General features: G+C 66.5%; 25 protein-coding genes. 14 read left to right on the top strand and 11 right to left on the bottom strand.

Annotation, left to right across the window (positions count from 1 at the left end; all coding sequences use genetic code 11):
• Positions 1-13 precede the first annotated feature (13 nt).
• The 3 genes from ACAG24_RS18995 (at position 14) to ACAG24_RS18985 (ending at position 2,030) form a co-directional block, all read left to right on the top strand.
• Positions 14-667: a hypothetical protein gene (locus tag ACAG24_RS18995; RefSeq protein ID WP_370474836.1), complete on the top strand. Its 654-nt coding sequence runs from the start codon at positions 14-16 to the stop codon at positions 665-667.
• 33 nt (positions 668-700) lie between these two features.
• Complete coding sequence (locus ACAG24_RS18990; protein WP_370474835.1) at positions 701-1,300, top strand: cysteine hydrolase family protein; 600 nt, start codon at positions 701-703, stop codon at positions 1,298-1,300.
• A gap of 253 nt (positions 1,301-1,553) precedes the next feature.
• Entirely contained in the window at positions 1,554-2,030 is a 477-nt protein-coding gene (locus ACAG24_RS18985; protein ID WP_370474834.1) for an Rrf2 family transcriptional regulator, read from the top strand.
• On the opposite strand, the gene ACAG24_RS18980 is transcribed toward ACAG24_RS18985, so the two are convergent.
• Positions 2,027-2,413, bottom strand: coding sequence for a VOC family protein (locus ACAG24_RS18980; protein WP_370474833.1), 387 nt, complete (start codon positions 2,411-2,413; stop codon positions 2,027-2,029). The two genes, ACAG24_RS18985 and ACAG24_RS18980, sit on opposite strands and share 4 nt — an antisense overlap.
• A 72-nt stretch (positions 2,414-2,485) precedes the next feature.
• Between ACAG24_RS18980 and ACAG24_RS18975 the strand changes: the two genes are divergently transcribed.
• Positions 2,486-3,508, top strand: a complete 1,023-nt coding sequence (locus ACAG24_RS18975; RefSeq protein WP_370474832.1) for a nitronate monooxygenase — start codon at positions 2,486-2,488, stop codon at positions 3,506-3,508.
• An 82-nt stretch (positions 3,509-3,590) separates the two neighbouring features.
• Here the strand turns inward: ACAG24_RS18975 and ACAG24_RS18970 are convergent, their stop codons facing one another.
• The 3 genes from ACAG24_RS18970 to ACAG24_RS18960 are packed head-to-tail and all read right to left on the bottom strand — an operon-like array spanning position 3,591 to position 6,463.
• Positions 3,591-4,475, bottom strand: a complete 885-nt coding sequence (locus ACAG24_RS18970) for a DUF4097 family beta strand repeat-containing protein (RefSeq protein ID WP_370474831.1) — start codon at positions 4,473-4,475, stop codon at positions 3,591-3,593.
• A gap of 18 nt (positions 4,476-4,493) precedes the next feature.
• On the bottom strand, positions 4,494-5,138 hold the full coding sequence (locus ACAG24_RS18965) for a response regulator transcription factor (protein WP_370474830.1): 645 nt from the start codon (positions 5,136-5,138) through the stop codon (positions 4,494-4,496).
• Positions 5,126-6,463: a sensor histidine kinase gene (locus ACAG24_RS18960; RefSeq protein WP_370474829.1), complete on the bottom strand. Its 1,338-nt coding sequence runs from the start codon at positions 6,461-6,463 to the stop codon at positions 5,126-5,128. The genes ACAG24_RS18965 and ACAG24_RS18960 overlap by 13 nt, the downstream gene beginning before the upstream one ends.
• A gap of 98 nt (positions 6,464-6,561) precedes the next feature.
• On the opposite strand from ACAG24_RS18960, the gene ACAG24_RS18955 reads away from it, so the two are divergent.
• Genes ACAG24_RS18955 through ACAG24_RS18945 form a run of 3 tightly spaced genes read left to right on the top strand, consistent with a single transcriptional unit; the run spans position 6,562 to position 9,314 of the window.
• The gene (locus ACAG24_RS18955) at positions 6,562-7,689 is read left to right on the top strand and encodes a TDT family transporter (RefSeq protein ID WP_370474828.1); all 1,128 of its coding nucleotides are present in this window, start codon (positions 6,562-6,564) and stop codon (positions 7,687-7,689) included.
• Positions 7,690-7,739: 50 nt separating this feature from the next.
• Positions 7,740-8,615 (top strand): LLM class flavin-dependent oxidoreductase, encoded by an 876-nt coding sequence (locus tag ACAG24_RS18950; RefSeq protein ID WP_370474985.1) that lies wholly within the window; start codon positions 7,740-7,742, stop codon positions 8,613-8,615.
• 18 nt (positions 8,616-8,633) lie between these two features.
• On the top strand, positions 8,634-9,314 hold the full coding sequence (locus ACAG24_RS18945) for a DUF899 domain-containing protein (protein WP_370474827.1): 681 nt from the start codon (positions 8,634-8,636) through the stop codon (positions 9,312-9,314).
• Here ACAG24_RS18945 and ACAG24_RS18940 read toward each other — a convergent pair.
• On the bottom strand, positions 9,311-9,532 hold the full coding sequence (locus tag ACAG24_RS18940) for a hypothetical protein (protein ID WP_370474826.1): 222 nt from the start codon (positions 9,530-9,532) through the stop codon (positions 9,311-9,313). The genes ACAG24_RS18945 and ACAG24_RS18940 overlap by 4 nt on opposite strands.
• A gap of 338 nt (positions 9,533-9,870) precedes the next feature.
• Between ACAG24_RS18940 and ACAG24_RS18935 the strand changes: the two genes are divergently transcribed.
• Both ACAG24_RS18935 and ACAG24_RS18930 read left to right on the top strand, forming a co-directional pair.
• Positions 9,871-10,638, top strand: a complete 768-nt coding sequence (locus ACAG24_RS18935) for a peptidoglycan-binding protein (protein ID WP_370474825.1) — start codon at positions 9,871-9,873, stop codon at positions 10,636-10,638.
• Between the two features lie 18 nt (positions 10,639-10,656).
• On the top strand, positions 10,657-13,161 hold the full coding sequence (locus tag ACAG24_RS18930; RefSeq protein WP_370474824.1) for a M50 family metallopeptidase: 2,505 nt from the start codon (positions 10,657-10,659) through the stop codon (positions 13,159-13,161).
• A 15-nt stretch (positions 13,162-13,176) separates the two neighbouring features.
• Here ACAG24_RS18930 and ACAG24_RS18925 read toward each other — a convergent pair whose 3' ends face one another.
• The 3 genes from ACAG24_RS18925 to ACAG24_RS18915 form a co-directional block, all read right to left on the bottom strand.
• On the bottom strand, positions 13,177-14,283 hold the full coding sequence (locus ACAG24_RS18925; RefSeq protein WP_370474823.1) for an acyl-CoA dehydrogenase family protein: 1,107 nt from the start codon (positions 14,281-14,283) through the stop codon (positions 13,177-13,179).
• Between the two features lie 8 nt (positions 14,284-14,291).
• Complete coding sequence (locus ACAG24_RS18920; RefSeq protein WP_370474822.1) at positions 14,292-15,449, bottom strand: acyl-CoA dehydrogenase family protein; 1,158 nt, start codon at positions 15,447-15,449, stop codon at positions 14,292-14,294.
• 196 nt (positions 15,450-15,645) lie between these two features.
• A complete protein-coding gene (locus ACAG24_RS18915) occupies positions 15,646-16,089 on the bottom strand; it encodes a nuclear transport factor 2 family protein (RefSeq protein WP_370474821.1) in 444 nt (147 codons plus the stop codon).
• 73 nt (positions 16,090-16,162) lie between these two features.
• Between ACAG24_RS18915 and ACAG24_RS18910 the strand changes: the two genes are divergently transcribed.
• Positions 16,163-17,053 (top strand): SDR family NAD(P)-dependent oxidoreductase, encoded by an 891-nt coding sequence (locus ACAG24_RS18910; protein WP_370474820.1) that lies wholly within the window; start codon positions 16,163-16,165, stop codon positions 17,051-17,053.
• Positions 17,054-17,057: 4 nt separating this feature from the next.
• Here the strand turns inward: ACAG24_RS18910 and ACAG24_RS18905 are convergent, their stop codons facing one another.
• On the bottom strand, positions 17,058-17,858 hold the full coding sequence (locus ACAG24_RS18905; RefSeq protein WP_370474819.1) for a DUF1460 domain-containing protein: 801 nt from the start codon (positions 17,856-17,858) through the stop codon (positions 17,058-17,060).
• Between the two features lie 108 nt (positions 17,859-17,966).
• Here ACAG24_RS18905 and ACAG24_RS18900 point away from each other — a divergent pair, with 108 nt between their 5' ends.
• The 3 genes from ACAG24_RS18900 (at position 17,967) to ACAG24_RS18890 (ending at position 19,958) form a co-directional block, all read left to right on the top strand.
• Positions 17,967-18,890, top strand: a complete 924-nt coding sequence (locus tag ACAG24_RS18900; RefSeq protein WP_370474983.1) for a lytic transglycosylase domain-containing protein — start codon at positions 17,967-17,969, stop codon at positions 18,888-18,890.
• 55 nt (positions 18,891-18,945) lie between these two features.
• On the top strand, positions 18,946-19,578 hold the full coding sequence (locus tag ACAG24_RS18895; protein WP_370474818.1) for a GIY-YIG nuclease family protein: 633 nt from the start codon (positions 18,946-18,948) through the stop codon (positions 19,576-19,578).
• 92 nt (positions 19,579-19,670) lie between these two features.
• Positions 19,671-19,958: a hypothetical protein gene (locus tag ACAG24_RS18890; protein WP_370474817.1), complete on the top strand. Its 288-nt coding sequence runs from the start codon at positions 19,671-19,673 to the stop codon at positions 19,956-19,958.
• Positions 19,959-19,962: 4 nt separating this feature from the next.
• Here the strand turns inward: ACAG24_RS18890 and ACAG24_RS18885 are convergent, their stop codons facing one another.
• On the bottom strand, positions 19,963-20,670 hold the full coding sequence (locus tag ACAG24_RS18885; RefSeq protein ID WP_370474816.1) for a DUF899 domain-containing protein: 708 nt from the start codon (positions 20,668-20,670) through the stop codon (positions 19,963-19,965).
• 160 nt (positions 20,671-20,830) lie between these two features.
• Between ACAG24_RS18885 and ACAG24_RS18880 the strand changes: the two genes are divergently transcribed.
• Positions 20,831-21,250: a hypothetical protein gene (locus ACAG24_RS18880; protein ID WP_370474815.1), complete on the top strand. Its 420-nt coding sequence runs from the start codon at positions 20,831-20,833 to the stop codon at positions 21,248-21,250.
• A 209-nt stretch (positions 21,251-21,459) separates the two neighbouring features.
• Here the strand turns inward: ACAG24_RS18880 and ACAG24_RS18875 are convergent, their stop codons facing one another.
• Positions 21,460-21,690 carry a hypothetical protein gene (locus tag ACAG24_RS18875; protein WP_370474814.1) on the bottom strand — a complete coding sequence of 77 codons (231 nt, stop codon included), beginning with the start codon at positions 21,688-21,690 and terminating at the stop codon, positions 21,460-21,462.
• Positions 21,691-21,773: the final 83 nt, after the last annotated feature.

Genomic DNA, 21,773 nt, shown 5'->3' with positions numbered 1-21,773 from the left:
ATCGGGGGATCACATGGTTCGTGTCATCCACATTGTCGCGGCGGCAACGGCGGTCGCGCTCACGCTCAGCGGGTGTGGCGGCTCGGACACGTCGGACACCGCGGACTCGTCGGCGTCCTCCGCATCGTCGTCGGCGCCGGCCTCGACGACTGTCGCTGCGGCAGGTGACGAGCAGCAGATCCGCGATCTGGTTCAGGCGCAGGCCGATGCGTTCTCCGAGGGCGACTGGGATGCGCTCGCGGAGATGACGTGTGCGCAGTACCGCGAGCAGATGAGCGATCCTGGTACGACACTCGTCCCGCCGATCACCGAGTTCGGCACGAAAGAGCAAGCAGCAACGGTGGATCCGGTGACGCTGTCCGGACAACTTCGGCAGGAATTCGGCAGCAACGTGTCGCAGGAAACCGCGGACCGGGTGGCGCAGGCGATCGTCTCCTATGACGAGCCCGCCTACCAGGCGGCCATGCTCGATCTGATGGTGGAATCGTCCACGATGACCGTCGACAACGTCGAGAACATCGTCATCACCGGTGATACGGCCACCGCCGACGTCACGATGACGCAGGCAATGGGCGACCGGACTCCCGAAACCAAGACCGAACCCACGCCCTATGTGCGTGAGGACGGGGTGTGGCTCGACTGCACACCCCCGCCCGCGGGGTCCTGACGCACCGAGCGTGCCGCCAGTAGGCTCCGACGGGTGTCTGAACCTCACACCCTGCGCGCGCTCGCAGGACTGCCTCTCGACCCGGTCAGCCTCGCGGACTCCGTGCTGGTGCTGATCGACTGTCAGAACACCTACACCCGGGGCGTCATGGAACTCGACGGAGTCCAGCCTGCGCTCGACGAGGCCGCGACACTGCTCGACCGGGCCAGGACGGCAGGCATCCCCGTCGTGCACATCCAGCATGACGACGGCCCGGGCTCGCTCTACGACATCGAGGGCGAAAGCGACGCGATCGTCGACAGGGTCGCTCCACGCAACGGCGAGGCCGTTGTCGTCAAGAACTATCCGAACTCGTTCGTGCAGACCGACCTCGACGACATCCTCAAATCCGTCGACGCGTCACATCTGGTGCTCGCGGGCTTCATGACGCACATGTGCGTGAACTCGACGGCCCGCGGTGCGTTCAACCTCGGGTATGCACCGACGGTGGTGGCTGCCGCGACCGCGACCCGCACGCTTCCTGGCGTCGGTGGCGAGTCGGTGCCTGCGCAAGCACTGCACACGGCCAGCCTCGCCGCGGTGGCCGACCTGTTCGCCGTCGTCGTGCCGAACGCGAGCGACATCCCCGACTGACAGCCCAGCCTGCGCGCCGAAATCCACCTTTTGCGGCTCGCCACTCGCACTTCTGCTGCAAAAGGTGGATCTCGGCGTGCTTGCGACCGGGCGCACACCCGAGATACGGCGTCCGACTAGATCCAACGTGTCGGACTCCTCAACGCGGCTCCTTCGTCGCAGCTTGATCGTCGTCCGACTAGATCCAACGTGTCGGACTCCTCAACGCGGCTCCTTCGTCGCAGCTTGATCGTCGTCCGACTAGGGTTGCCCCATGCGGATGTCGGCCAAGGCGGAGTATGCCGTCCGGGCGATGGTCCAGCTGGCGACCGTCGACGACGGCGCCCTGGTCAAGACCGACGACCTGGCCAAAGCTCAGGGCATCCCGCCGCAGTTCCTCGTCGACATCCTGTCCGACCTGCGCACCGACCGGCTGGTCCGCAGCCACCGCGGCCGGGAGGGGGGCTACGAACTCGCCCGTCCCGCGGCCGATATCAGCGTCGCCGACGTGCTGCGCTGCATCGACGGACCGCTGGCCAGCGTGCGCGACATCGGGCTCGGCGACCTTCCGTACTCCGGGCCTACCGCCGCACTCACCGACGTGTGGCGCGCGCTGCGCGCGAGCATGCGCTCGGTACTGGAGCAGACGAGCCTCGCCGACGTCGCGTCCGGCGAGCTGCCGGATCATGTCCGAAGCATGGCCGACGACTACCGCGGCCAGGAAGAAGCGCGCGGTCACTCGATCGGCTAGGAGCCGGATCCGTACGGGCGGGTGATGATCTCCAGGTAGTGCCCGCCGGGATCCTGGAAGTACACGCCGCGACCGCCGTCGTTGTGGTTGATCTCGCCAGGACGGGCGCCTCTCGGGTCGGCCCAGTGCTCCAGCCCGCGCCGGCGAATCTTGCCGTAGATGGCGTCGAACTCGTCTTCGGAGACCAGGAATGCGTAGTGCTGCGGCGGTATCGGCGCGTCCGGGCCCACCTCGGCGTAGTCGAGGCTGACGTCTCCGATGCCGACGACCAGGAAGTGTCCGAAGGGCCGGGGTGCCGGTAGATCGAACAATTCCGTGAGGAAGGTCGCCGACTCCGTCTTGTCCCGGGCCGCGACGATGGTGTGGTTGAGGGTGATGACCATTACTTCGAGGATAGAACCGCCGACGACTGTCGTTCCAGCCAGAACTCGATGTGAGCATGATACGAAAGGCACGTGATGTTCGACTTGCGCGAACTCAGCACCCCGGTACTCGCCGCCCCGATGGCCGGTGGGCCGTCGACACCTGAGCTCGCCGCAGCGGTGTCGAGCGCAGGCGGGCTCGGCTTCATCGCCGCCGGATACCTCACCGCGGATGCCTTCGCCGAACGGCTGCTGGCTGCCCAGAAGCTCACCGCGGCCCCCGTGGGTGCCAATCTCTTTGTGCCACAGCCCAGCGCGGCCACGCCCGCCGCAATCTCGGTATACGCCGCCGCGCTTGAATCAGAGGCTCGGCGCTACGGGGTCAGCCTCGGCGAACCACGGTTCGACGACGACCACTGGGCCGCCAAGCTCGATGTGCTGCTCGACTTACGGCCTGCCGTGGTCTCCTTCACGTTCGGGCTGCCCAGCGTCGAGGAGCGACGCCGCCTCACCGAAGCAGGCATTGCGACCGCAGGCACGGTCACCACGCTGGCCGAGGCGCGGGCCGCAGCCGATGTCGGCGTCGACGTCCTTGTTGCGCAGGGACCGTCGGCCGGCGGGCACCGCGGCACGTTCGACGCCACCGCGGCGCCGTCAAAGGAATCGCTGGACGATCTGCTCGCGTCGCTCGTCGCCGAGCTGGAACTTCCGGTCGTCGCGGCGGGCGGGTTGATGACCGCCGCGGACGTCGGCCGGGTGCGGCGGGCCGGCGCGGTGGCCGTGCAGCTGGGGACGGCGTTCCTGCTGGCCGACGAGGCGGGGAGCACCCCCGTGCACCGGGCTGCGCTGCAGGACCCCCAGTTCACCGAAACCGCCGTTACACGGGCTTTTTCCGGGCGGTACGCCCGCGGCCTGCGCAACCGATTCATCGTCGAGCATGAAGCCGACGCTCCGTTCGGCTATCCGGAGGTGCACTACATGACGAGCCCGGTGCGGGCGGCGTCCGTGCGCGCCGGGGATCCTCACGCGGTGAATGTCTGGGCGGGAACAGGTTTCCGGAAAGCCGCGAGCGGTTCGGCGGCCGACATCGTCGCCGCATTGACCGGCGGGGATTGATGGTCTCGATGACGCGGCGACAGGCCCGGCTCGGTGACACCCCTGTCCTGACCGGATTGCGAAGAGCAGAACGAATTCTCGGTTAGTCCGCCTCGGTGATCACCACGTCGCCGGTCTCGGTCCGGCCGGTGACGACGGCGGCGGCATTTCCGCGGTCCCTCGTCTGCGGCACGTCGACCACTGTCGAGCTTCCGGGCACCGCGCTCGTGGCGTCGACGACGTAGGGGCCAGGCGGGGGCAGCGAGATCACGACGTCGCCGTGCTCGGTTGTGGCGTCGACGGTTTTCGGCGGTTCGGCGAAGCGGACGCTGACGTCCCCTGTGGTGGTGGTCGCGCGGAAGGATTCGGTGACCGCGATGGGTCCGCGTGTGGTGACGTCGCCGTGCTCGTTGATGATGTCGATCCGTCGCGCCGAGCCGCTCAGCACGACAGCGCCTTCCACCGTTCGCGCCGTCAGCTGGTCGATGTCCGCCTGAGCGAGCAGAACACCCATCTCCTGCTGCGTGGTCACCGAGACTCTACGGGCCAGTTCCGGGGGCAGGACCACGGTGATCTCCCCGGCCCTGCCCCATCGCAGGAACTCGGAGGCTTCGCCGTCGATGGTCACACGCGCGGTGGCGCCATCGGCGGCGACCGCCAACGGATTCGACCCCGCCCGTGTCGAATTGACCATACGCATGTCCACCCGCGGCTCGCGGACCTCGCGGTCGGTGGTGATGCGCACCGACGCGGGTACCGACCCGGTGTCGATGGTGACCGAGGTGAGCGTGTTCGGCAGTGCCATAAAATCTTTGACGACCCGGAACGTGCTGATGCCCCATGCGGCCGTGCCCAGCGACACCACCACCGCTACCACCAGCGCTGTGGCGGCGATGATGAGCAGTGCGCGGACCGCGCTGCGGCCGCCGGGGGAAGTCGGGGGAGGCGGTGACGCAGGGGCCGGCGCGGGGGAGAGTGCTGTGGTCACGGGAGTCCTTTCAGTACTTCAGGATTCGAGGTATCGGAGCACCGCGAGGACACGGCGGTTCTCGCTCTCGTCGGGAGCGAGGTTGAGCTTGGTGAAGATGGACGCGATGTGCTTCTCGGCCGAACCGACGGACATGTGCAGACCGCTCGCGATGGCAGAATTCGTCTTGCCCTCCGCCATCAACTGCAGCACTTCGTTCTCGCGGGGTGTCAGCGCATCGAGCACATTGCGGCGGTGTGAGCGGACGAGTATCTGCGAGACCACCTCGGGGTCGAGGACGGTTCCGCCGGCACCGACGACGTGCACCGCGTCGAGGAATGCTGGTACGTCAGCGACCCTGTCCTTGAGCAGGTATCCGAAACCCCGCGTGTCCGAGGCGATCAGGTCGGCGGCGTAGCGCTCCTCGACGTAGTGCGAGAGCACCAGAACGGGCGACTCCGGGTTCTGGCTGCGCAGCAGAGCAGCGGCTCGGATGCCCTCATCGGTGAACGTCGGCGGCATCCGCACGTCCAGAATGGCGAGGTCGGGCCGCGTCTCGTTGACCAGACGCAACAGGTTCGTCGCGTCGGGCACGCCGGCGACCATCTCGTGGCCGGCGTCGGTCAGGATCCGCTCGATACCCGCCCGGAGCAGTGCCGAATCCTCGGCGATCACGATCCGCATGGCAGCACCGCCGTGATGATGGTCGGCCCGGTGGCGGGGCTGGACACGGTGAACGTCCCGCGGGCGGCGCGCACGCGTTCGTCGAGCCCGCGTAGGCCGGTCGCCTCGTTGTCACCGTCGTCCTCCACGACGCGAGCGCCGCCGCGTCCGTCGTCGAACACGCTGACGTGCAACTGATGTGCGACCTCGTCCAGGCGAACCGTGACCGCGGCGTTCGCGGCTCCGGAGTGGCGGCTGACGTTGGTGAGGGCTTCGGCGACGACGAAGTAGGCGCACGCCTCGACCTCGTCGGGCAACCGGCGTGGCAGATACACGCTCAGTGTGGTCGGCACCCCGGAGTTGACGGAGCGTTGCACCACCGAGGACAACGCCGCATCGAGTCCGCGGTCGGACAGAATGGTCGGCGCGATGCCGCGCACGACATTCCGCAATTCCAGCAGCGCGTTCTTGGCTTCGTCGTGGGCCTCGGAGATCAGCGCCTTGGCCGCAGGCAGATCGGAGTCGAGCTTGGTCTGTGCGAGGCCAATCGTCATCGCCAGGGACACCAGTCGAGGTTGCACGCTGTCATGCAGATCCCGTTCGATGCGGTGCCGTTCGGTCTGCGCGGATGTGACCGCCCCCTCCCGCGCATCGGCAAGGGCGCTGACCTCGTGCTGGAGTGCGGCAGTGGGGGACGGAGGCAGCAGCCAGCGGTCGATCGCCGCGTCCACGGCGGGCGCGAAGATCACCAGGGCGACTGCGGCGGCGACTGCCACCACCGCCAAGACGAACGCCAGCGGGGTCGGGATGAACGACAGTCCGGCCTCGGGGTCGCTGTGGCCGATCGCGATCGCTGCCGCAGGCGCCAGGAATGCGAACACCAGTAGCGCGAACGCCAACCCGGTCACGAACGCGTCGTAGAGCATTCTCAGGTAGTGGTGGGCAAATGCTTTCCAGAACCGGCCGCTGCTGACGTCCAGCCAGAGTTGATGTGCCCAGCCCTGGAAACCGGTGTGGTGCGAGAGCCTGCGAGGCGGGACCCCGATGCCGAGGCCGAAGACCGCCTCGCTGCGCATGCGCTCGACGAAGTCCACGCCGCGTATCAGATAGATGAAAATGACGCCGCACACCGCGAATCCGATGATGCTCGGGATCGACGAGAGACCGATCACGAGGAGAGCCAACGGAATCCAGAACCACACCACCGCGAGAGTCCCGCCGACGAGCAGGGACGCGCTTGCCGCGGCGCTGAAGGGCCGGGTGCGAGCCGCGGTCGGCGGATCGGACTGGTCGTGCCCTGCCACAGGGGCTGTCTCCATGGCGTCTGTGTCGGTGACTGCGGACATGTCACCAACCTATGGACCTGCGCACAGTGGCGACACAGCGTTTTCCCGAGATTCCCCCGGGGGATAACCACCCCCTCACGGTCGCCATACTGAGCGCCATGACCGCCGACACGGCCGACCAGCGCCCCGAGATCCTCGGTTACCTCGGGCCCAACTGGTTCGCCTCGGTGATGGGCACCGGCATCGTCGCCAATGCCGGTGCCACCCTTCCGGTCCACGTGCCGGGCCTGCGCACATTCGCCCTCGTGGTGTGGGTGGCTTCAGCGCTGTGGCTCGTGGTCGTGATCCTGGCGATGCTCGCGCACTGGCTGCGCAATCCGACGGTGGCACGCAGTCATCACCACAACCCGACCATGGCGCATTTCTACGGTGCCGCCCCGATGGCCCTGCTCACCGTCGCCACGGGGGCGCTGGTGGTGGGCCACGACCTGATCGGCGACCGGATCGCCGTCGACGTGGCCTGGGTGCTCTGGACGGCAGGCACACTCGGCGGTCTGTTCACCGCGATGAGCATTCCGTATCTGATGTTCACCCGATACCGCGTCGAGCCGGACGCCGCCTTTGGCGGCTGGCTGATGCCGGTGGTACCACCGATGGTGGCGGCCGCCACCGGCAGCCTGCTGATCCCGCACATGGCCGCCGGGCCGGGACGCGCGACGATGCTCTACGGCTGCTACGCGATGTTCGGTCTGTCGCTGGTGGCCTCGCTCATCATCATCACGATGGTGTGGAGTCGTCTCGCGCACTTCGGTACGTCGGGCACTGCGCGTGTTCCCACTCTCTGGATCGTGTTGGGTCCGCTCGGCCAATCCATCACCGTCGCAGGACTTCTCGGCACCGACTCGGCGCTGGCCGTCGAGGCCGAGCTCGCCGAGGGCATGCGTGTCTTCGCGGTTCTCTACGGCGTGCCGGTATGGGGTTTCGCTGTCCTGTGGATCTCGCTGGCCACGGCGCTGACCGTGCGCACGCTGCGGCGCGGGATGCCCTTCGCGTTGACCTGGTGGAGTCTGACGTTCCCCGTCGGCACCTTTGTGACCGGCACGACGCAGCTCGCCGTCCACACGTCGCTGCCCGCATTCCGCTATGCGGCCGCCCTCGCCTATGTCGGCCTGCTCTGTACGTGGGTGCTGGTGGCGGTCCGCACGATCCGTGTCGGCGTGCGTCGCGGGCTCTTCGCACCGCCGGGGACCGAGCCCGTTCGGGCCTACAAGGACCCGCCGGCCTAGACGCCGTCGGGCGGCGTGCCAGAATCGCCGACGTGCGTATCGGGATGACGATGCCGGTGATGGAGCCCGATCTCGACAGGGCGACGTTGAAGTCGTGGGCGCAGCTGGTCGACGGCGGCCCGTTCTCGTCACTGTGCTGGGGCGAGCGGATCGCGTTCGACAACCCGGAGAGCCTGACGCTGCTGGGTGCGCTCGCAGCGTGGACGGATCGGGTTCGCTTGGTGACGACGGTGGTGATACCTCAACTGCACGACCCGGTGATGCTCGCCAAACAGCTGGCGACCGGCGACCTGCTCAGCGGCGGACGGTTGACCGTCGGCATCGGCGTCGGTGGACGCCACGAGGACTACCTCGCCGTTGGTGCCGACCCTGCCACGCAGACGATGCGCCAGATGGCCGAGCGTGTCGCCATCATGAGACGCGTGTGGGCGGGGGAGAAGCTCACCGACTCGACTCTGCCCGTGGGTCCGCCGCCGGTGCAGCCGGGCGGCCCAGAGTTGCAGGTCGGGACGCTGGGCCCGAAGACGATCCGCAGTGCGGCGTCGTGGGCGGACGGGGTCGCGGGCACCACCTTGGATCTCGCCGTGGACAAACAGAGCGAGTTGTTCGACGTCGCCCGGGACGCGTGGCTTGAGGCCGGTAAGGCGGCGCCCCACCTGGCCACGTCCTTCTGGTTCGCCCTCGGCGACGGCGAGGCGCCGCGCGCGCAGGTGCACCGTCATCTACGGCGCTACATGAACTGGATTCCGTCGGAGTTCGTCGACGCCATGGCGCCGACCACCGGCTTCGCGGGGACGACCGAAGACCTGCGCGACGTGCTGCAGCGGTTCGCCGACATCGGCACCGACGAGGTCCATCTGATTCCGACGAGCTCTGACATCGATCAGGTGCGCCAGGCGGCCGAGGTGGTTGCCGACCTCGCCTGACGGCGGCAAGCTCGTCGCATGGACACCGCCCCTGCGTTGCCGCCGATAGTGTCGCGTGCCGAGTGGGAACAGGCCCGAGCCGAACTGTTGGTCCGGGAGAAGGAGCTGTTCCGCCTCAAGGACGCGGTCAGCGCGCAGCGCCGCACACTGCCGATGGTGCAGATCGACGAGCCCTATGTGTTCGACACCGAATCGGGCCCGCTGACTCTGCTGGACTTGTTCGACGGCCGACGCCAACTGATCGTCCAGCACTTCATGTTCGGATCCGATTGGGACGAAGGGTGTTCCGGCTGTTCGATGATGGCCGACCACCTCGGTCCGCTGTCGCATCTCTACGCCAAGGACACGTCTCTGGTGCTCGTATCCCGTGCCCCGGTCGGCAAGATCGTGGCGTTCAGGGACCGGATGGAATGGGATCTTCCGTGGGTGTCATCCGGCCGGAGCACGTTCAACGAGGACTTTCACGTCACCGTCGACGGCGAGGAACGCCATTCGATCAGCGCGTTCCTGCGGGACGGCGACCGCGTCTTCCACACCTGGCAGACGTTCGACCGCGGCGAGGAGCCGTTCATGATGGTCTTCGATCTCCTCGACCTCACGGCCTACGGACGTCAGGAGAACTGGGAGAAATCACCGCAGGGATGGCCTCAGCGGCCACCCTACGAGTGGATCCGGCTCCATGACGCGTATGGCGACTAGTTGAACCACTTCCACGGCTTGTCCCAGTGGCCGGGGGGAACTCCGACCCACTGACCGATGTGCCCGGGCGGGACGTTCACGACCTGGCCGACGTGTCCGGGTGGCGGGGGCTCGGGCCACCAATGCGGATCGGCGGCTGCCTGTCCGGCGCCGGCCATGATTCCGACGCCCAGTCCGCCCGCAGCTATCGCGGCCAACACATACTTCTTCGCCTGCATCGTGCACTCCTTGCCTGTTGGATGCTCGTTTCAGGGTTCTTTTCCGTTATATCGCGCGACCCGTCTCTGTCGTTAACCGCTACCGGCGCCGAGATAGTCCCGGGGGCGATCTGACGCTGACGACAAATTCTGGATCCAGTCCAGCAAATCTCTCGCGCTAAACGTCCGCAAACTTCGCTGATCGGAGGCTTGCTTAGCTCATCACCGTTTCCCCAGATCAGATTGATCGCATTTCTAGATTTGATCTTGAGGGATCGGGGGTAATCCCCGCGGCACACGATCCAGAGCGCGACTGGCGAGCCACAGCAACGCCGTCCAGGTATGAAAGCGAGAATCGGATGAGTACGCAAGGACTGAGTCCAGAAGAGTTGATGGCAGAGAGCGCGATCGCACTGCCGGACAAAGAAGTGGTGTCGATCCTCGATCTCAACGCCGATGTCGACGTTGCCCTCGATGCCGCCTCACCCATCGATCTGGCCGCCGCGGCGAACCTGAACGTCGCGGCTCCGATCGACGCGGCCGCGGGCGCCAATGTCCTGGCCTATGGCTCGGGCGCCCAGGCCACTGTCGATCAGGGCACGTCGATCGAGCAGATGTTGGACGCCGACGCCTATGCGACCTCCACCCAGGCGAGTGGTATCGACCAGGGCGGCATGGACACCGATGCTGACGAGGTCCCGCCTGTCGTCGGCACCGATACCGACGGCGACGGTACGACGGACGGAACCGATGTGACCGACACGTCGGTCGACACCAGCGCCGGCGGGCTGCTGGACGGCAACCTGCTGAACGTCAACGTCAATGTGGACCTCGATGCCGACCTGGCGGCGCCCATCAGCGGTGCTGTCGCGGCCAACGCGAACGTCGCTGCGCCGATCAATGCCGGCGTGTCCGCCAACATCGGTTCCATCGACTCCGATGCGATCTCGGTGGCCGAGCAGGACGCGATCATCAAGCAGACCGTCATCGGCGAAGCAGTGGCCGAGGCCGACCAGGACTCGACGATCTCGCAGGGCGACGGCGACGCGGATGCCGGCACGGACACGGCGTCGGATTCCGGATCGTCCGATGCCGGCGGCGACAGTTCTGCAGGCGGATCTGCCTGACGGGCCTAGGGAACACCCATGACCACCATGGGCGCCGAGCCGACTCAGGTCGTGCTCCGACGCGCCGACGGCGTCGAACTCATCGGCGAGATGGTGGGATCCGGATACCGGGTCCCACCATCGCTGGCGCGACGGGGCGACGGTCAGACCGTCCAGTTGACGCCGTTGCTGTATGCGGTGCTGCACGAGATCGACGGGGAAAAGAACGCTGCAGAGGTGGCTGCGGCGGTGTCGGAGTCGACCGGACGGCCGATCAACGAGGACAACGTCTCTCAACTCGTCGACGAGAAGTTGCGTCCGCTCGGGCTGCTGACACTGAGCGACGGAAGCCAGCCCGCGGTGCGCAAACGGGATCCTCTGCTGGGCTTGCGGTTTCGCTACGCCGTCACCGATCCCGAGCGCACGAGACGGTTCACGGATCCCTTTCGCATTCTGTTCCGGCCCTGGGTCACGGTTCCCGCCCTCGCGGCGTTCGCCGTCGTGTGCTGGTGGGTGTTCTTCGAGAAGGGCCTGGCTTCGGCCACGCATGACGCGTTCGAGCGTCCCGGTCTCCTGATCCTCGTCTTCGTCGTCACGATTCTGTCCGCGGGCTTTCACGAGTTCGGGCACGCGGCGGCGGCGCGCTACGGCGGCGCCACTCCCGGCGTCATGGGCTTCGGCGTCTATCTCGTGTGGCCGGCCTTCTACACCGACGTCACCGATTCCTATCGCCTCGGCCGATGGGGACGGATTCGGACCGACCTAGGGGGCCTGTACTTCAACGCCCTCGTGGCCATTGCGATCACGGGGCTGTGGCTCTGGCTGGGGTACGACGCCCTGCTTCTGGTCGTCGCCACTCAAATTCTGCAGATGCTGCGGCAACTCGCTCCGTTGGTGCGCTTCGACGGCTATCACGTACTTGCTGACGTCACGGGAGTGCCGGACCTCTACTCCCGCATCAAGCCGACGCTGCTGGGTGCCCTGCCGTGGCGATGGGGCGACCCGCACGCCCGCCTGCTGAAGCCCTGGGCGCGAATCGTGGTGACGCTCTGGGTGATTCTGGTCGTCCCGCTGCTTCTCGCCACGGTGGCGATCGCGGTGTGGGCACTGCCGAGGGTGCTCGGCAGTGCGTGGGCGGGTCTGCACAAGCAGCAGGACGTCCTCGCGGCGGCATGGGGCGACGGCGACTTCATCCAAATGGTGGCCCGCGTGCTGGCGATGATCGCCATCGTCATCCCGGTCGCGGGAGTCCTCTACATGCTGGGCAGGCTCGTACGCCGCACCACGGCCGGGGTCTGGAAGTCGACCGCGGGCAAGCCGCTGATGCGCATGGTCGCGGTGGCTGCCGGCATGGCCATCGGGTGCGGTGTCGCCTATGCGTGGTGGCCGGGAGAGGCCAATTACCGGCCGATCCAGCCGTGGGAGCGTGGGACGATCGGCGACATCGTCTACGCATTGGACGTCGGTCGCCTGTCAGATCCCGCTGGCGGGGGCGCAGATCCACGCCCGGTGGCGTCGTCGCGCACGTTGGTCAACGGTCAGCAGGGTGTCATGCGGGCGGTCTGGGACACCAGCTCTGCAATGCCCACCAAACAGTCGCCTCAGCTGGCGCTGGTGCTCACGCCCCGGTCGGGGCCCGAGATGCGCGGCGGAAGCGGCGGCGGCGGGTCGACAGCCGCCGCACCCTCGCGTCAGGGCTGGGTCTTTCCCGTCAACAAGCCGCTGGCCCCTGAGGCAGGAGATGTTCAAGCGCTCGCGGTCAACACCACCGACGGCACCACCGAGTACGAAGCCGCGTTCGCGATGGTGTGGGTGACCGACGACTCCGACGCGATGAACGTCAACGAGGCGCAAGCTTATGCGTCCTGCAATTCCTGTGCCGCAGTCGCTGTCGCCTACCAGGTCGTCTTCGTCGTCGACAACGACGACGCCGACGACAACGTGGTGGCCCCGCAGAATCTTGCCGGAGCGCTGAACTACGAGTGCGTGAACTGTCTGACCTACGCGCTGGCGCGCCAAGTGTTCGTCACCCTGGACGAGCCGCTGTCGGATGACGCCATGCGGCAGCTCGACAAGGTGTGGTCGGAGATGAAGATGTTCGAGTTGCAGATCGAGCTCGGCCTGATCCGTCCCGAGCAGATCGAAGCTCAGTTGGGTGAGTACACCGAGCAGATTCTCGGCATCGTCGCTGCCGAGCAGCCCGAAGCCGTTGCATCGCAGACGGAATCGTCGACGGCGCCGACGACCACGACCAGCGGTGCACCCACGACCACCAGTTCATCCACGTCGACGGTGGCCACGACGTCGGCACCGACGAGCGCGCCCACCACCAGCGCCCCGGCGGAGTCCAGCGTGCCGACGACATCGGGCGCGAGCACCGTTGTCGCCGAGCCGACGCAGACGGCTACGTCGGCGCCTGCCGCGCCCGAGGAGACCGCGACGAGCGACTCCAGCACGTCGACCAACACCACGGTGGACAACACCGCCGACACCGGAACCACGTCGGACACGGATGCGTCTGCGGGCTCGGCGGAGTCACCCTAGGGCGAGGAACCGCCCCTAAACGGACACGACCTCGTAGTCGCCGAGCTGGCCGATCAGCACGTGCAGCTGGTCCTGCGTTGAGCCGAAGGTGTTCTCGATCGCAGTGAGCCGGGCGGCATAGTGGGCAATGGGGTATTCGGCGGTCACGCCGATGCCACCGTGCAGCTGGATGGACTCTTGGGCGATGTGGCGACCTGAGCGGCCGATCTGCAGCTTCGCCCTGGCGGCAATGCTGGGAGCGAGATCTCCGTCGGCAACCGACATCGCCGCATACAGCGCCATGCTTCGGGCGAGCTCGAGCGACACGTACATGTCGGCCGCGCGCTGGGTCAGTGTCTGGAACTTGCTCAGCGTGACACCGAATTGCTTGCGCTGCGTGAGGTATTCGGAGGTGAGGCGCACTGACTCCTCCATCGCGCCGAGGGCTTCGGCGCTCAGGCCGGCCAGGATCCGCACCACGGCGCGCGAGACAGCGTCCGTTGCGTCCGCGAGCTCACCGAGCGGTTCGGCCGACACCGTGTCGAAGTCGATCTCGGCACCGCGTTGACCGTCGAACGTCCGATAGTTCTTGCGTTGCACCGCGGCGGCGTCAACGAGGAACAGCCCGGTGCCGCCGTCGGGGAGTGCGGCGCTGACGATCAGTGTGTCTGCGCAGTCGCCGGCCAGGACCGGGTTCTTACGGCCGGAGATCATCCACGAATCTCCTTCTGACACAGCCTTCGTGGAGACCGGGGCGAGGGGCTGCCGCATTCCGGGCTCGAGGTGGGCGAACGCGAGCAGACGCTCGCCGGCTGCCACCTCGTCCAGCAGGGCCCGCTGCTCGTTGGTGCCGATGTCCGCGATGATCGCACCGGGTCCCAGCGCGGCGTGTAGTACCGGCTCAGGGGCCAGCCGTCTTCCGACCTCGGTCAGCACGACCTGGATCTCGATCTGGCCGCCGGCGTCTTCGTCGAATCCGAGCCCGAGAACCCCGACTTCGGCCAATTGAGTCCACACGTCGCGGCTCCAGCCGGGATCGCTCTCGATCGTCTTGAGCCGGCTCTCGGGGTCATATTTGCGCGACAGCATGTCCCGCGTGGTGTCGCGGAGCAGGACCTGTTCTTCGCTGGGTTGAAAGTCCATGTCTTATCTCACAATCCGAGGATGGTCGACGCGATGATGGTGCGCTGGACCTCGTTGCTGCCGCCGTAGATGGAGGTCTTGCGGTAGTTGAGGTAGCGCGGAGCGCTGTGCTGGGCCCACCCGGCCGAGGCGATGCCCTCGCCGTCGAACGGCAGCGCGTCGGGACCGGCGACTTCCACCAGCAGCTCGGTGGCGACCTGCTGCAATTGGCTACCCCGCAGCTTCAGCACCGACGACGCCGGATTGGGTTTTCCGTCCTTCGACCCCGAGGCCACCCGCATCTGCGTCAGCTCCAGGGCGAGGATGTCGTTCTCCAGTTCGGCAAGGCGTGCCGCGAACAGCGGATCGTCGATGAGGCCGCTGCTCTGTGCGCGTTCTTTGATCTCGGAGATCCGGAGTTTGGTGCGGCCCACCTGGGCGATGCCGTTGCGTTCGTTGCCCAGAAGGTATTTCGCGTAACCCCAGCCCTGGTTCTCCTCGCCGACGAGCTGATCGGCGGGCACCCGGACGTCTTCGAAGAAGACCTCGTTGACCTCGTAGCTGCCGTCGATGAGCTTGATGGGCCGCAGGGTGATACCCGGGGTGTTCATGTCGATGAGCAGAAACGAGATCCCCGCCTGCTTCTTCGGTGCGTTCGGGTCGGTGCGCACCAGGCAGAAGATCCAGTCCGCGTACTGACCGAGCGTCGTCCATGTCTTCTGGCCGTTGACGACATAGGTGTCGCCGTCGCGCAGCGCGGTCGTGCGCAGTGACGCCAGGTCCGACCCGGCTTCGGGCTCCGAGAAGCCCTGGCACCACCAGATGTCGACGGCGGCTGTCGGTGGCAGAAACCGTTCCTTGAGCTCCTGGGACCCGAACTCGGCGATCACCGGACCGACCATGTTGGCGTTGAACGTCAGCGGCTCCGGCACACTGGCCAGCTGCATCTCGTCCAGCCATATCTGCTGCTGGATCGGCGTCCAGTCCTTGCCGCCCCACTCGACGGGCCAGTTCGGGACCATGAGCCCGTGGTCGTTGAGGATCTTGTTCGCCGTGACGATGTCGTCGCGGTTGGCCTCGGAGCCGGTGCGGGTGCGCTCGCGGATCTCGGCCGGAATCTTGGTCCGGTAGAACTCGCGGAGCTCATCGCGGAACTCGGCTTCCTCGGGCGTGAGCGCCAGCTGCATGTGCGGCCTCCTGGTTCGTCGGCGTACCAACGGCCAGACTAACCGCTTGGTTGGGAGCCAAACAGGGTGCCCGGGCTGTTGTCACAATGCCGTCCCCGATGAACACCCGTTCACGTGCCCCAGCGGAGCTAGAGGCCCTCCTTGTGCTGTGCGTCGGTCATCAGCGACGCCGCGTCGAAGGGGCGCCCCACCGCTGTCAGAACTTCAGGTGATGGCTGGTGTCGCCGACCTGGTCGACGAACATGGTGCGGGTGTCGAACCACCAGGTGCCGTCGACGCGGTGAAAGGTGTCGCGATACCTTCCGGTCACGATGATTTGGAGCGGGAACTCCGGAGTCGCCTGCGTGACGCAGTAGTACGCGCTGCCGCTGGCGGTTCCGGCGTCCTCGTCGACGCGCACGATCACGTTGGTGGTGAAGTGCTTGGTCTTCGGAGTGCCGTCGTCGTAGAGACGGGGCGCCATGTCATACATCTGCCGGACCCGTGTCGTGCCCTCGAATATCGTCTCGGGCGGACCGTCCTCGACGCCGCAGATCCGCCCGTGCGCGAACAGCGCGGCGACACCGTCCAGATCGCCCGCGTCGATCCGCTCGGCGTATGTGTACACCAAGTTCTCGATCTCACGGGCGGCATCGCTCATCGCCGGTAGACAACCAGTCAGGAACTGTCATGTCAACGCTTGCGGCGGTTGTCGGCGCAGCTACTGTCGGGGCGTGGCAACGACATGGTCAGCGAATCGGCTCGGCGACATGACCGGCAAGCGCGTCATCGTCACGGGGGCGACGAACGGGGTCGGTCTGGGAACCGCTACGGCGCTGGCCCGCGCTGGAGCCCACGTGATTCTCGCCGTCCGAAATCTCGATCTGGGCGCGCAACGCGCGGCGGAGATGGGCGGCGACACATCCGTGGTCAAACTCGACCTCGCCGACCTGTCGTCAGTCGAAGCCTTTCCCGGACTCTTCGACGGTGATGTCGACATCCTGATCAACAACGCCGGCGTCGTCGCCCAACACCGTGACGAGACCGTCGACGGCTTCGAAATGACCATGGGCACCAACTTTCTCGGCCCGTTCGCGCTGACCAATCTGCTCTTCGACCGGGTGCGGTCGAAGATCGTCAACGTGGGTTCCGACGCGCACAAGTCGGCGTCGATCGCCTTCGATGACCCGCATCTACGGTCACGAAAGTGGTCGGCGTTCCCGGCCTATGGACGTTCGAAGCTGGCTGTGATGCTGTGGGGCCTCGAACTCGACCGCCGACTGCGCGTCGCCGACTCGCCGGTCACCACATACCTGACACACCCCGGCTGGGTGTCGTCGAACCTGGCAAAGATGTCCGACACCCGAATCATGACCGCCTTCCATTCGGCGGTGAACCGGATGGCGGACATGGTCGGCAACGACATCCATGCCGGCGCCGCCCCGACGCTCTACTGCATCACCGAGCCGATCCCGCCGGGAAGCTATGTGGGAATCGCCGGGAAGTTCGGCTTGCAGGGCCCACCGACGCTCAGCGGCCGCGCGCCGGCCGCCTGTGATTACGAGGACGCGCAGAAGCTGTGGGAGTTCGCCGAACGCGAGACCGGCACCACTCTCAGGATCTAGCGCCTCACGCCACCGGACGAAGCACGACGATCCCGGGGATGGTGTCGAGGTAGGCCGACAACGCGGTGTCGACGACACCGCTGTTGTCGCTCCTCGAGGACGCGTGACGGAAGACGGGGCCGTTCTGTGTGTCGATGAAGATGCCGACGTGGGTGACGTCGAGCCCGCCGTCCTCGGCATACGCCCCGACGTAATCGCCGGTGCGAAGCCGGCCCACGACGTCGTCGTCCACCTGCTCACTGGGGATGTAGGTCACCGTGCGGGGCACGACAGGCAAGCCCGGCAGGTACACGCCGCCGGCGTCCTTGCTGTTGAGGTTCTTGGGCGATGAAACTGCGTTGTCGCTCAGCGTCGCGGTGACATCGGTGGCGACGGCGGGCGTCGACGCGGACCAGTCCGTGAAGAAGTGCTTCCGGTTCTCGAACGACACATCGCCGTTCTTGTACCGGACGGCAACGAGGTTCGTGACGAACTCATCTCGATCGTCGGACCGTTTGAGTGCTTCGACGTAGTCGGCGTAGGTGAAGCAGTCGACGCGTTCCAGCTCCACGACATGCTCCTCGGGCACGGTCGCCGAACCGACGAGAGTGTTTGCGCCGTAAGGCGTTCCCAGGAACAGCCGGGAGATGGACTCCGCCTGCGCACCCGGATCGGCATTCGGGTCGTCGTCGATCGCGGCGAGCATCGACTGCAGGATCTGGTCGCTTCCGTCGGAGATGCGAACCGCGGGCGCCGCCGAGGCCGATCCGGCGCCCATGGCGACGACGGCGGTCAGCGCCAGCCCGACACCCGCAACTCGGGCCATGGTTCTGATACACCGCAGCATCCGGCCACTCTACGTCGAATGCCCGGGCTCATCGGTCAGACTGGAGGTCGTATCGCCTCACCCATCGAGCCCACCGAGGAGAAGGCATTGAGCTGCAACCGGGTTGGCATCGCGGCGCTGACCGCATCTGTCCTCGTCGGCTGCTCCGCGACGACACCGCCGAGCAGCGAAACGGCACGCCCCGAGACGATCGGCGCCGAGGTGGCAGCACCCGCCCAGGAGCCGCCGCGGCCGACCACGGCGCAGCCCGTGCTCGCCGCAGATCCGGCCCGGATCGTCGATGACCTCATGGCCGATGAGCGCGCTCTGCGCGATCCGCGGGCCTCGGAAGCGGCGCTGACCGCCGCGGCGCGGCGGCAGCAGAAGTCTTACCGCGTCCTCGCCAGGCACCCGGAATGGGATGCGATCACGCGCCCCCGTGTTCCTCGTGCGCTACTCGAGGTGTTCGACCGCAATATCGATGCGCGAAGGCAGCTCGCTGCGATGGGGCGGGGCAAACCCACATTGCCCGCGTGGCGGATAGATCCGCCGCGCCCCGCGGAGGAACTACTGGCCTACTACCGCAAGTCCGAGGCGTCCTCGGGCGTCGGGTGGAACTACCTGGCGGCGATCAACTTCGTCGAAACCGCCTATGGTCGGATCTCCGGTGTGAGCACCGCCGGCGCGCAGGGCCCCATGCAGTTCATGCCCTCGACGTTCGCGACCCACGGCGCAGGCACCGATATCTTGTCCCCGCACGACAGCATCATGGCGGCCGGACGGTTCCTCGCTGCTCACGGCTTCGCGCGGGATCGCGATCACGCGCTGTATCGATACAACAACTCGCGCCAGTACGTGCGCGCCATCAATCAGTACGCCGCGTTGATCGCAGCAGACCCCGCTGTCTTCGCGGGCTATCACCGGTGGGAGGTGTATTACAACTCGGTCGCCGGCGACGTCGTCCTGCCGGTCGGTTACGCCGCAGAATCACCGATCCCCGTCGAGGAATATCTGAAGCGCCACCCGCAGTGAAACGGCTTCCTGCGGAGACGGTGGGCCGTCAACCAGGCGGACTACGCTGAATTCCATGGCTGAGTCGATGTCCGCGAAGCGCAGCGCCCGAGCTGTCGCCAACTTTGTTGACGCTCAGCGGTATACGCGCGAGGAAGTGTTCGCAGACGCTGATCCGGTGCCCGCCGCGGCAGGTGCTCACGGATGGTGGTTCCGCGAGATCCCAGGTGACATCGACGTCTCCGGCTGTGAGCAGCGGGACGGGTGGACGCTTCTGTATGTCGGGATCAGCCCGGGGCCGCCGCGCGCGGACGGCAAGCCACAGGCTCCGCAGGATTTGCGCAAGCGCATCCGTTTCCATTTCGGGGCAGGCAATGCCAGCGCGGACGGATCCACGCTGCGCAAATCGCTGGGTGTCCTGCTCGGCGACGACCTCGGCTTCGCGTTGCGTCGAATCGGCTCAGGCAAGCGACAGTCCTTTGCCGGTGGTGAAGCCGTCCTGACCCGGTGGATGGCCGAGAATGCCGCGGTGTCCTGGGTACTGCACCCGGAACCGTGGTACCTCGAAGCCAAGCTGATCAGCGCGCTGGATCTGCCGCTGAACATCCAGAACAACGAAAGCAACGCCTTCGCACCGACATTGAAGAAGTTGCGCAAGGACGCCGCGGTGAAGGCGGGCAAGATGCGCATCCTGGCGGAATGGTCCTGAACGCCCCGTCGCGCAAGCGGGATGAACGCAGCGCGCTGCAGGACTAGGATGTGAGTGCGCAGTGGGTCGGGGTTCATCACAGGAGGCCCGGGATGCGAAGACGAATGTTACGAGCGGTATCGCCGGTTGCCACGGCGGTGGCGCTGCCGGCGGCGTGGCTGCTGGTATCCGCGGGTAGCGCTCAGGCGGCCGAGTGTGGCGTCGGCACCGTGTACGACGCCCCGTCGAATACCTGTGTCGTCGCGCCACTTCCACCGGCACCCCCGCCACCCCCTCCGCCTCCGCCCCCGCCGCCGCCGTGGAATGGCGACCCGACGCCGGGCTTCTCGATCGGCATCTGCGCGCCGATTCCGTTCGTGTCGTTGTGTACGGGGATCTGACCGCTCAGTTCGTGGGTCCGTACTCATCGTGTAGCCGCCACCAGACGTACGGTTCTCCCTGAGGACGCCCCCGCGGGGTGTCCTCCCATGTTTCCTGACGGCCGAGTGGGGTGAGATCCAGCATCGTCATCGGGTGCCCGATGTTCTCGACACCTCGCCCGTTGACGAAGTACGTGCGGAACACCTTGTCTCCGTCACGGATGAAGACGTTGAGCCCGAAGTATTCCTCCACGTCGAAGTCGCGGGAGAAGTCCTCGCCGGTGAGTGTGTACCAGGGCACACTCCAGCCCATCCGGCGGCGGAAGGCTTCGATGCGCTCCTGCGGGGCCGCAGACACGAACGCGAAGGTGGTGTCGCGAGCGTTCACATGTGCGGGATGCGGTGTGCTGTCGGCCAGCATCGAGCAGCCGGTGCATCCGGCCTCCGGCCAGTTCTCGACATCGGGCTCGTAGAAAAAGCGGTAGATCATCAGCTGGCGGCGCCCTTCGAAGAGATCCAGCAGGCCGACCTCGCCGGCGGGGCCGACGAATCGGTAATCGCGCTCGACCGACACCATGGGCATCCGACGCCGCTCGGCCGAGAGCTCGTCGCGCGCGGCCGTAAGCGCTTTCTCCTTGACCAACAGCGCATCGAACGCAGCCTGCCATTCAGCCGCAGACACCACTGTCGGAAGTTCGATGTTGTCGTCGCCGACCGAGGGGGCATTTGTCATCGGGGCACCGTGCCTTTCTCTCGAAATTCGTGAGTCTCCGATGAAGACCGCGTGGGACCCCGCAACTCATCGAGTCGCCGGCGTCGGCCAAAACGATCCGGTGCGCGCAGCTGGATTCCTACACTGCTCTCAATGCGCTGACCAGCGCCGAGGAGGCATCATGAGAAATCTGACCGTGGGCGTGGTGAGCGTCGGGGTGTGCGCCACCGGCCTCGCTCTGGCCGCGCCGGCACACGCCGATCTCGCTCCCGGCCTCTATCAGTACCGGGCCGTCATGGCCACGGGCGCCACCGAGGACATCAGCATGCGAGTGGACAGTTGCGGCCCAGGCTGCATCAGCCTGTTCAACCTCGAGAACAACAGGGATCAGGGTCAGGCGCGAATCCAGGGTGCGCAGTACGTCCTGGATCAGTTCGTCCCCGGTGGGGCGTTCTGTCCGGACGGCCGCACCGTCGACGTCGTCGCCCGGTACACGTTCAACCTCGACGGCACAAACGGGCTGTACACGCTGAACGGGCCGAATCCCTGTGGCAACAGCGGACCTGTCGGGTCAACCACCTTCGTCCTCGTCCCGTCCTGACGAACGGTGTGAGGGTTCGGCCGGCCGGCCGTGGTCAGAGCGAGGCCGAAGGGATGTCTGTGTAGCGCGGAGCGACGCCGCATGCCGGACCGTCTAACGAGCCCGATGGCATGCCCCGGGCATTCTCCAGTTCGAACGTGAAGTCTGTTGTCTACGAACGTATTTCGGTAAACGCACCTTTGGATTGAGCGTGCCGACGGCGGCCGTCGTCAGTCGGTGCGCCTGCTGCGTGTGGACTTGGGCACGTCCTGGGTGCCGCGACGGTCGTGTGGCGGTACGCGTGGGATTTCGCGCACCGTTCTCCCGTAGCCGGCCACCGTGCTGAACGCTCTGTGGCAGCCGGGGCAGATCGGCTTGCCGTCCTTGTTCACCGACCAGCCTTTCCCGCCGCCCTTACACGCATTGCTCGGCTTCATCAGCGCATCATCCTCACGTGCCATCGCGCGACGTCTCGAGGCCGCACATCACAATATGCTTGCAGCGCATCACAAATTGATAGTGGTGAGCCGCTCTAACCGAATCC

This window comes from Mycobacterium bulgaricum, assembly GCF_041287165.2.
GTDB classification, from domain to species: Bacteria; Actinomycetota; Actinomycetes; order Mycobacteriales; family Mycobacteriaceae; genus Mycobacterium; species Mycobacterium bulgaricum.
This window is presented reverse-complemented; position numbering and strand designations above follow the sequence as displayed.

Bases quoted from the DNA above. Each gene is read 5' to 3' on its own strand.
- ACAG24_RS18875 (WP_370474814.1), bottom strand. From the start codon at position 21,690: ATGGCACGTGAGGATGATGCGCTGATGAAGCCGAGCAATGCGTGTAAG.
- ACAG24_RS18965 (WP_370474830.1), bottom strand. From the start codon at position 5,138: ATGCGGATCGTGATCGCCGAGGATTCGGCACTGCTCCGGGCGGGTATC.
- ACAG24_RS18995 (WP_370474836.1), top strand. From the start codon at position 14: ATGGTTCGTGTCATCCACATTGTCGCGGCGGCAACGGCGGTCGCGCTC.
- ACAG24_RS18985 (WP_370474834.1), top strand. From the start codon at position 1,554: ATGCGGATGTCGGCCAAGGCGGAGTATGCCGTCCGGGCGATGGTCCAG.
- ACAG24_RS18880 (WP_370474815.1), top strand. From the start codon at position 20,831: ATGAGAAATCTGACCGTGGGCGTGGTGAGCGTCGGGGTGTGCGCCACC.
- ACAG24_RS18960 (WP_370474829.1), bottom strand. From the start codon at position 6,463: ATGTCCGCAGTCACCGACACAGACGCCATGGAGACAGCCCCTGTGGCA.
- ACAG24_RS18905 (WP_370474819.1), bottom strand. From the start codon at position 17,858: ATGGCCCGAGTTGCGGGTGTCGGGCTGGCGCTGACCGCCGTCGTCGCC.
- ACAG24_RS18890 (WP_370474817.1), top strand. From the start codon at position 19,671: ATGCGAAGACGAATGTTACGAGCGGTATCGCCGGTTGCCACGGCGGTG.
- ACAG24_RS18945 (WP_370474827.1), top strand. From the start codon at position 8,634: ATGGACACCGCCCCTGCGTTGCCGCCGATAGTGTCGCGTGCCGAGTGG.
- ACAG24_RS18925 (WP_370474823.1), bottom strand. From the start codon at position 14,283: ATGGACTTTCAACCCAGCGAAGAACAGGTCCTGCTCCGCGACACCACG.
- ACAG24_RS18935 (WP_370474825.1), top strand. From the start codon at position 9,871: ATGAGTACGCAAGGACTGAGTCCAGAAGAGTTGATGGCAGAGAGCGCG.
- ACAG24_RS18940 (WP_370474826.1), bottom strand. From the start codon at position 9,532: ATGCAGGCGAAGAAGTATGTGTTGGCCGCGATAGCTGCGGGCGGACTG.
- ACAG24_RS18950 (WP_370474985.1), top strand. From the start codon at position 7,740: ATGCCGGTGATGGAGCCCGATCTCGACAGGGCGACGTTGAAGTCGTGG.
- ACAG24_RS18915 (WP_370474821.1), bottom strand. From the start codon at position 16,089: ATGAGCGATGCCGCCCGTGAGATCGAGAACTTGGTGTACACATACGCC.
- ACAG24_RS18885 (WP_370474816.1), bottom strand. From the start codon at position 20,670: ATGACAAATGCCCCCTCGGTCGGCGACGACAACATCGAACTTCCGACA.
- ACAG24_RS18930 (WP_370474824.1), top strand. From the start codon at position 10,657: ATGACCACCATGGGCGCCGAGCCGACTCAGGTCGTGCTCCGACGCGCC.
- ACAG24_RS18895 (WP_370474818.1), top strand. From the start codon at position 18,946: ATGGCTGAGTCGATGTCCGCGAAGCGCAGCGCCCGAGCTGTCGCCAAC.
- ACAG24_RS18920 (WP_370474822.1), bottom strand. From the start codon at position 15,449: ATGCAGCTGGCGCTCACGCCCGAGGAAGCCGAGTTCCGCGATGAGCTC.
- ACAG24_RS18980 (WP_370474833.1), bottom strand. From the start codon at position 2,413: ATGGTCATCACCCTCAACCACACCATCGTCGCGGCCCGGGACAAGACG.
- ACAG24_RS18955 (WP_370474828.1), top strand. From the start codon at position 6,562: ATGACCGCCGACACGGCCGACCAGCGCCCCGAGATCCTCGGTTACCTC.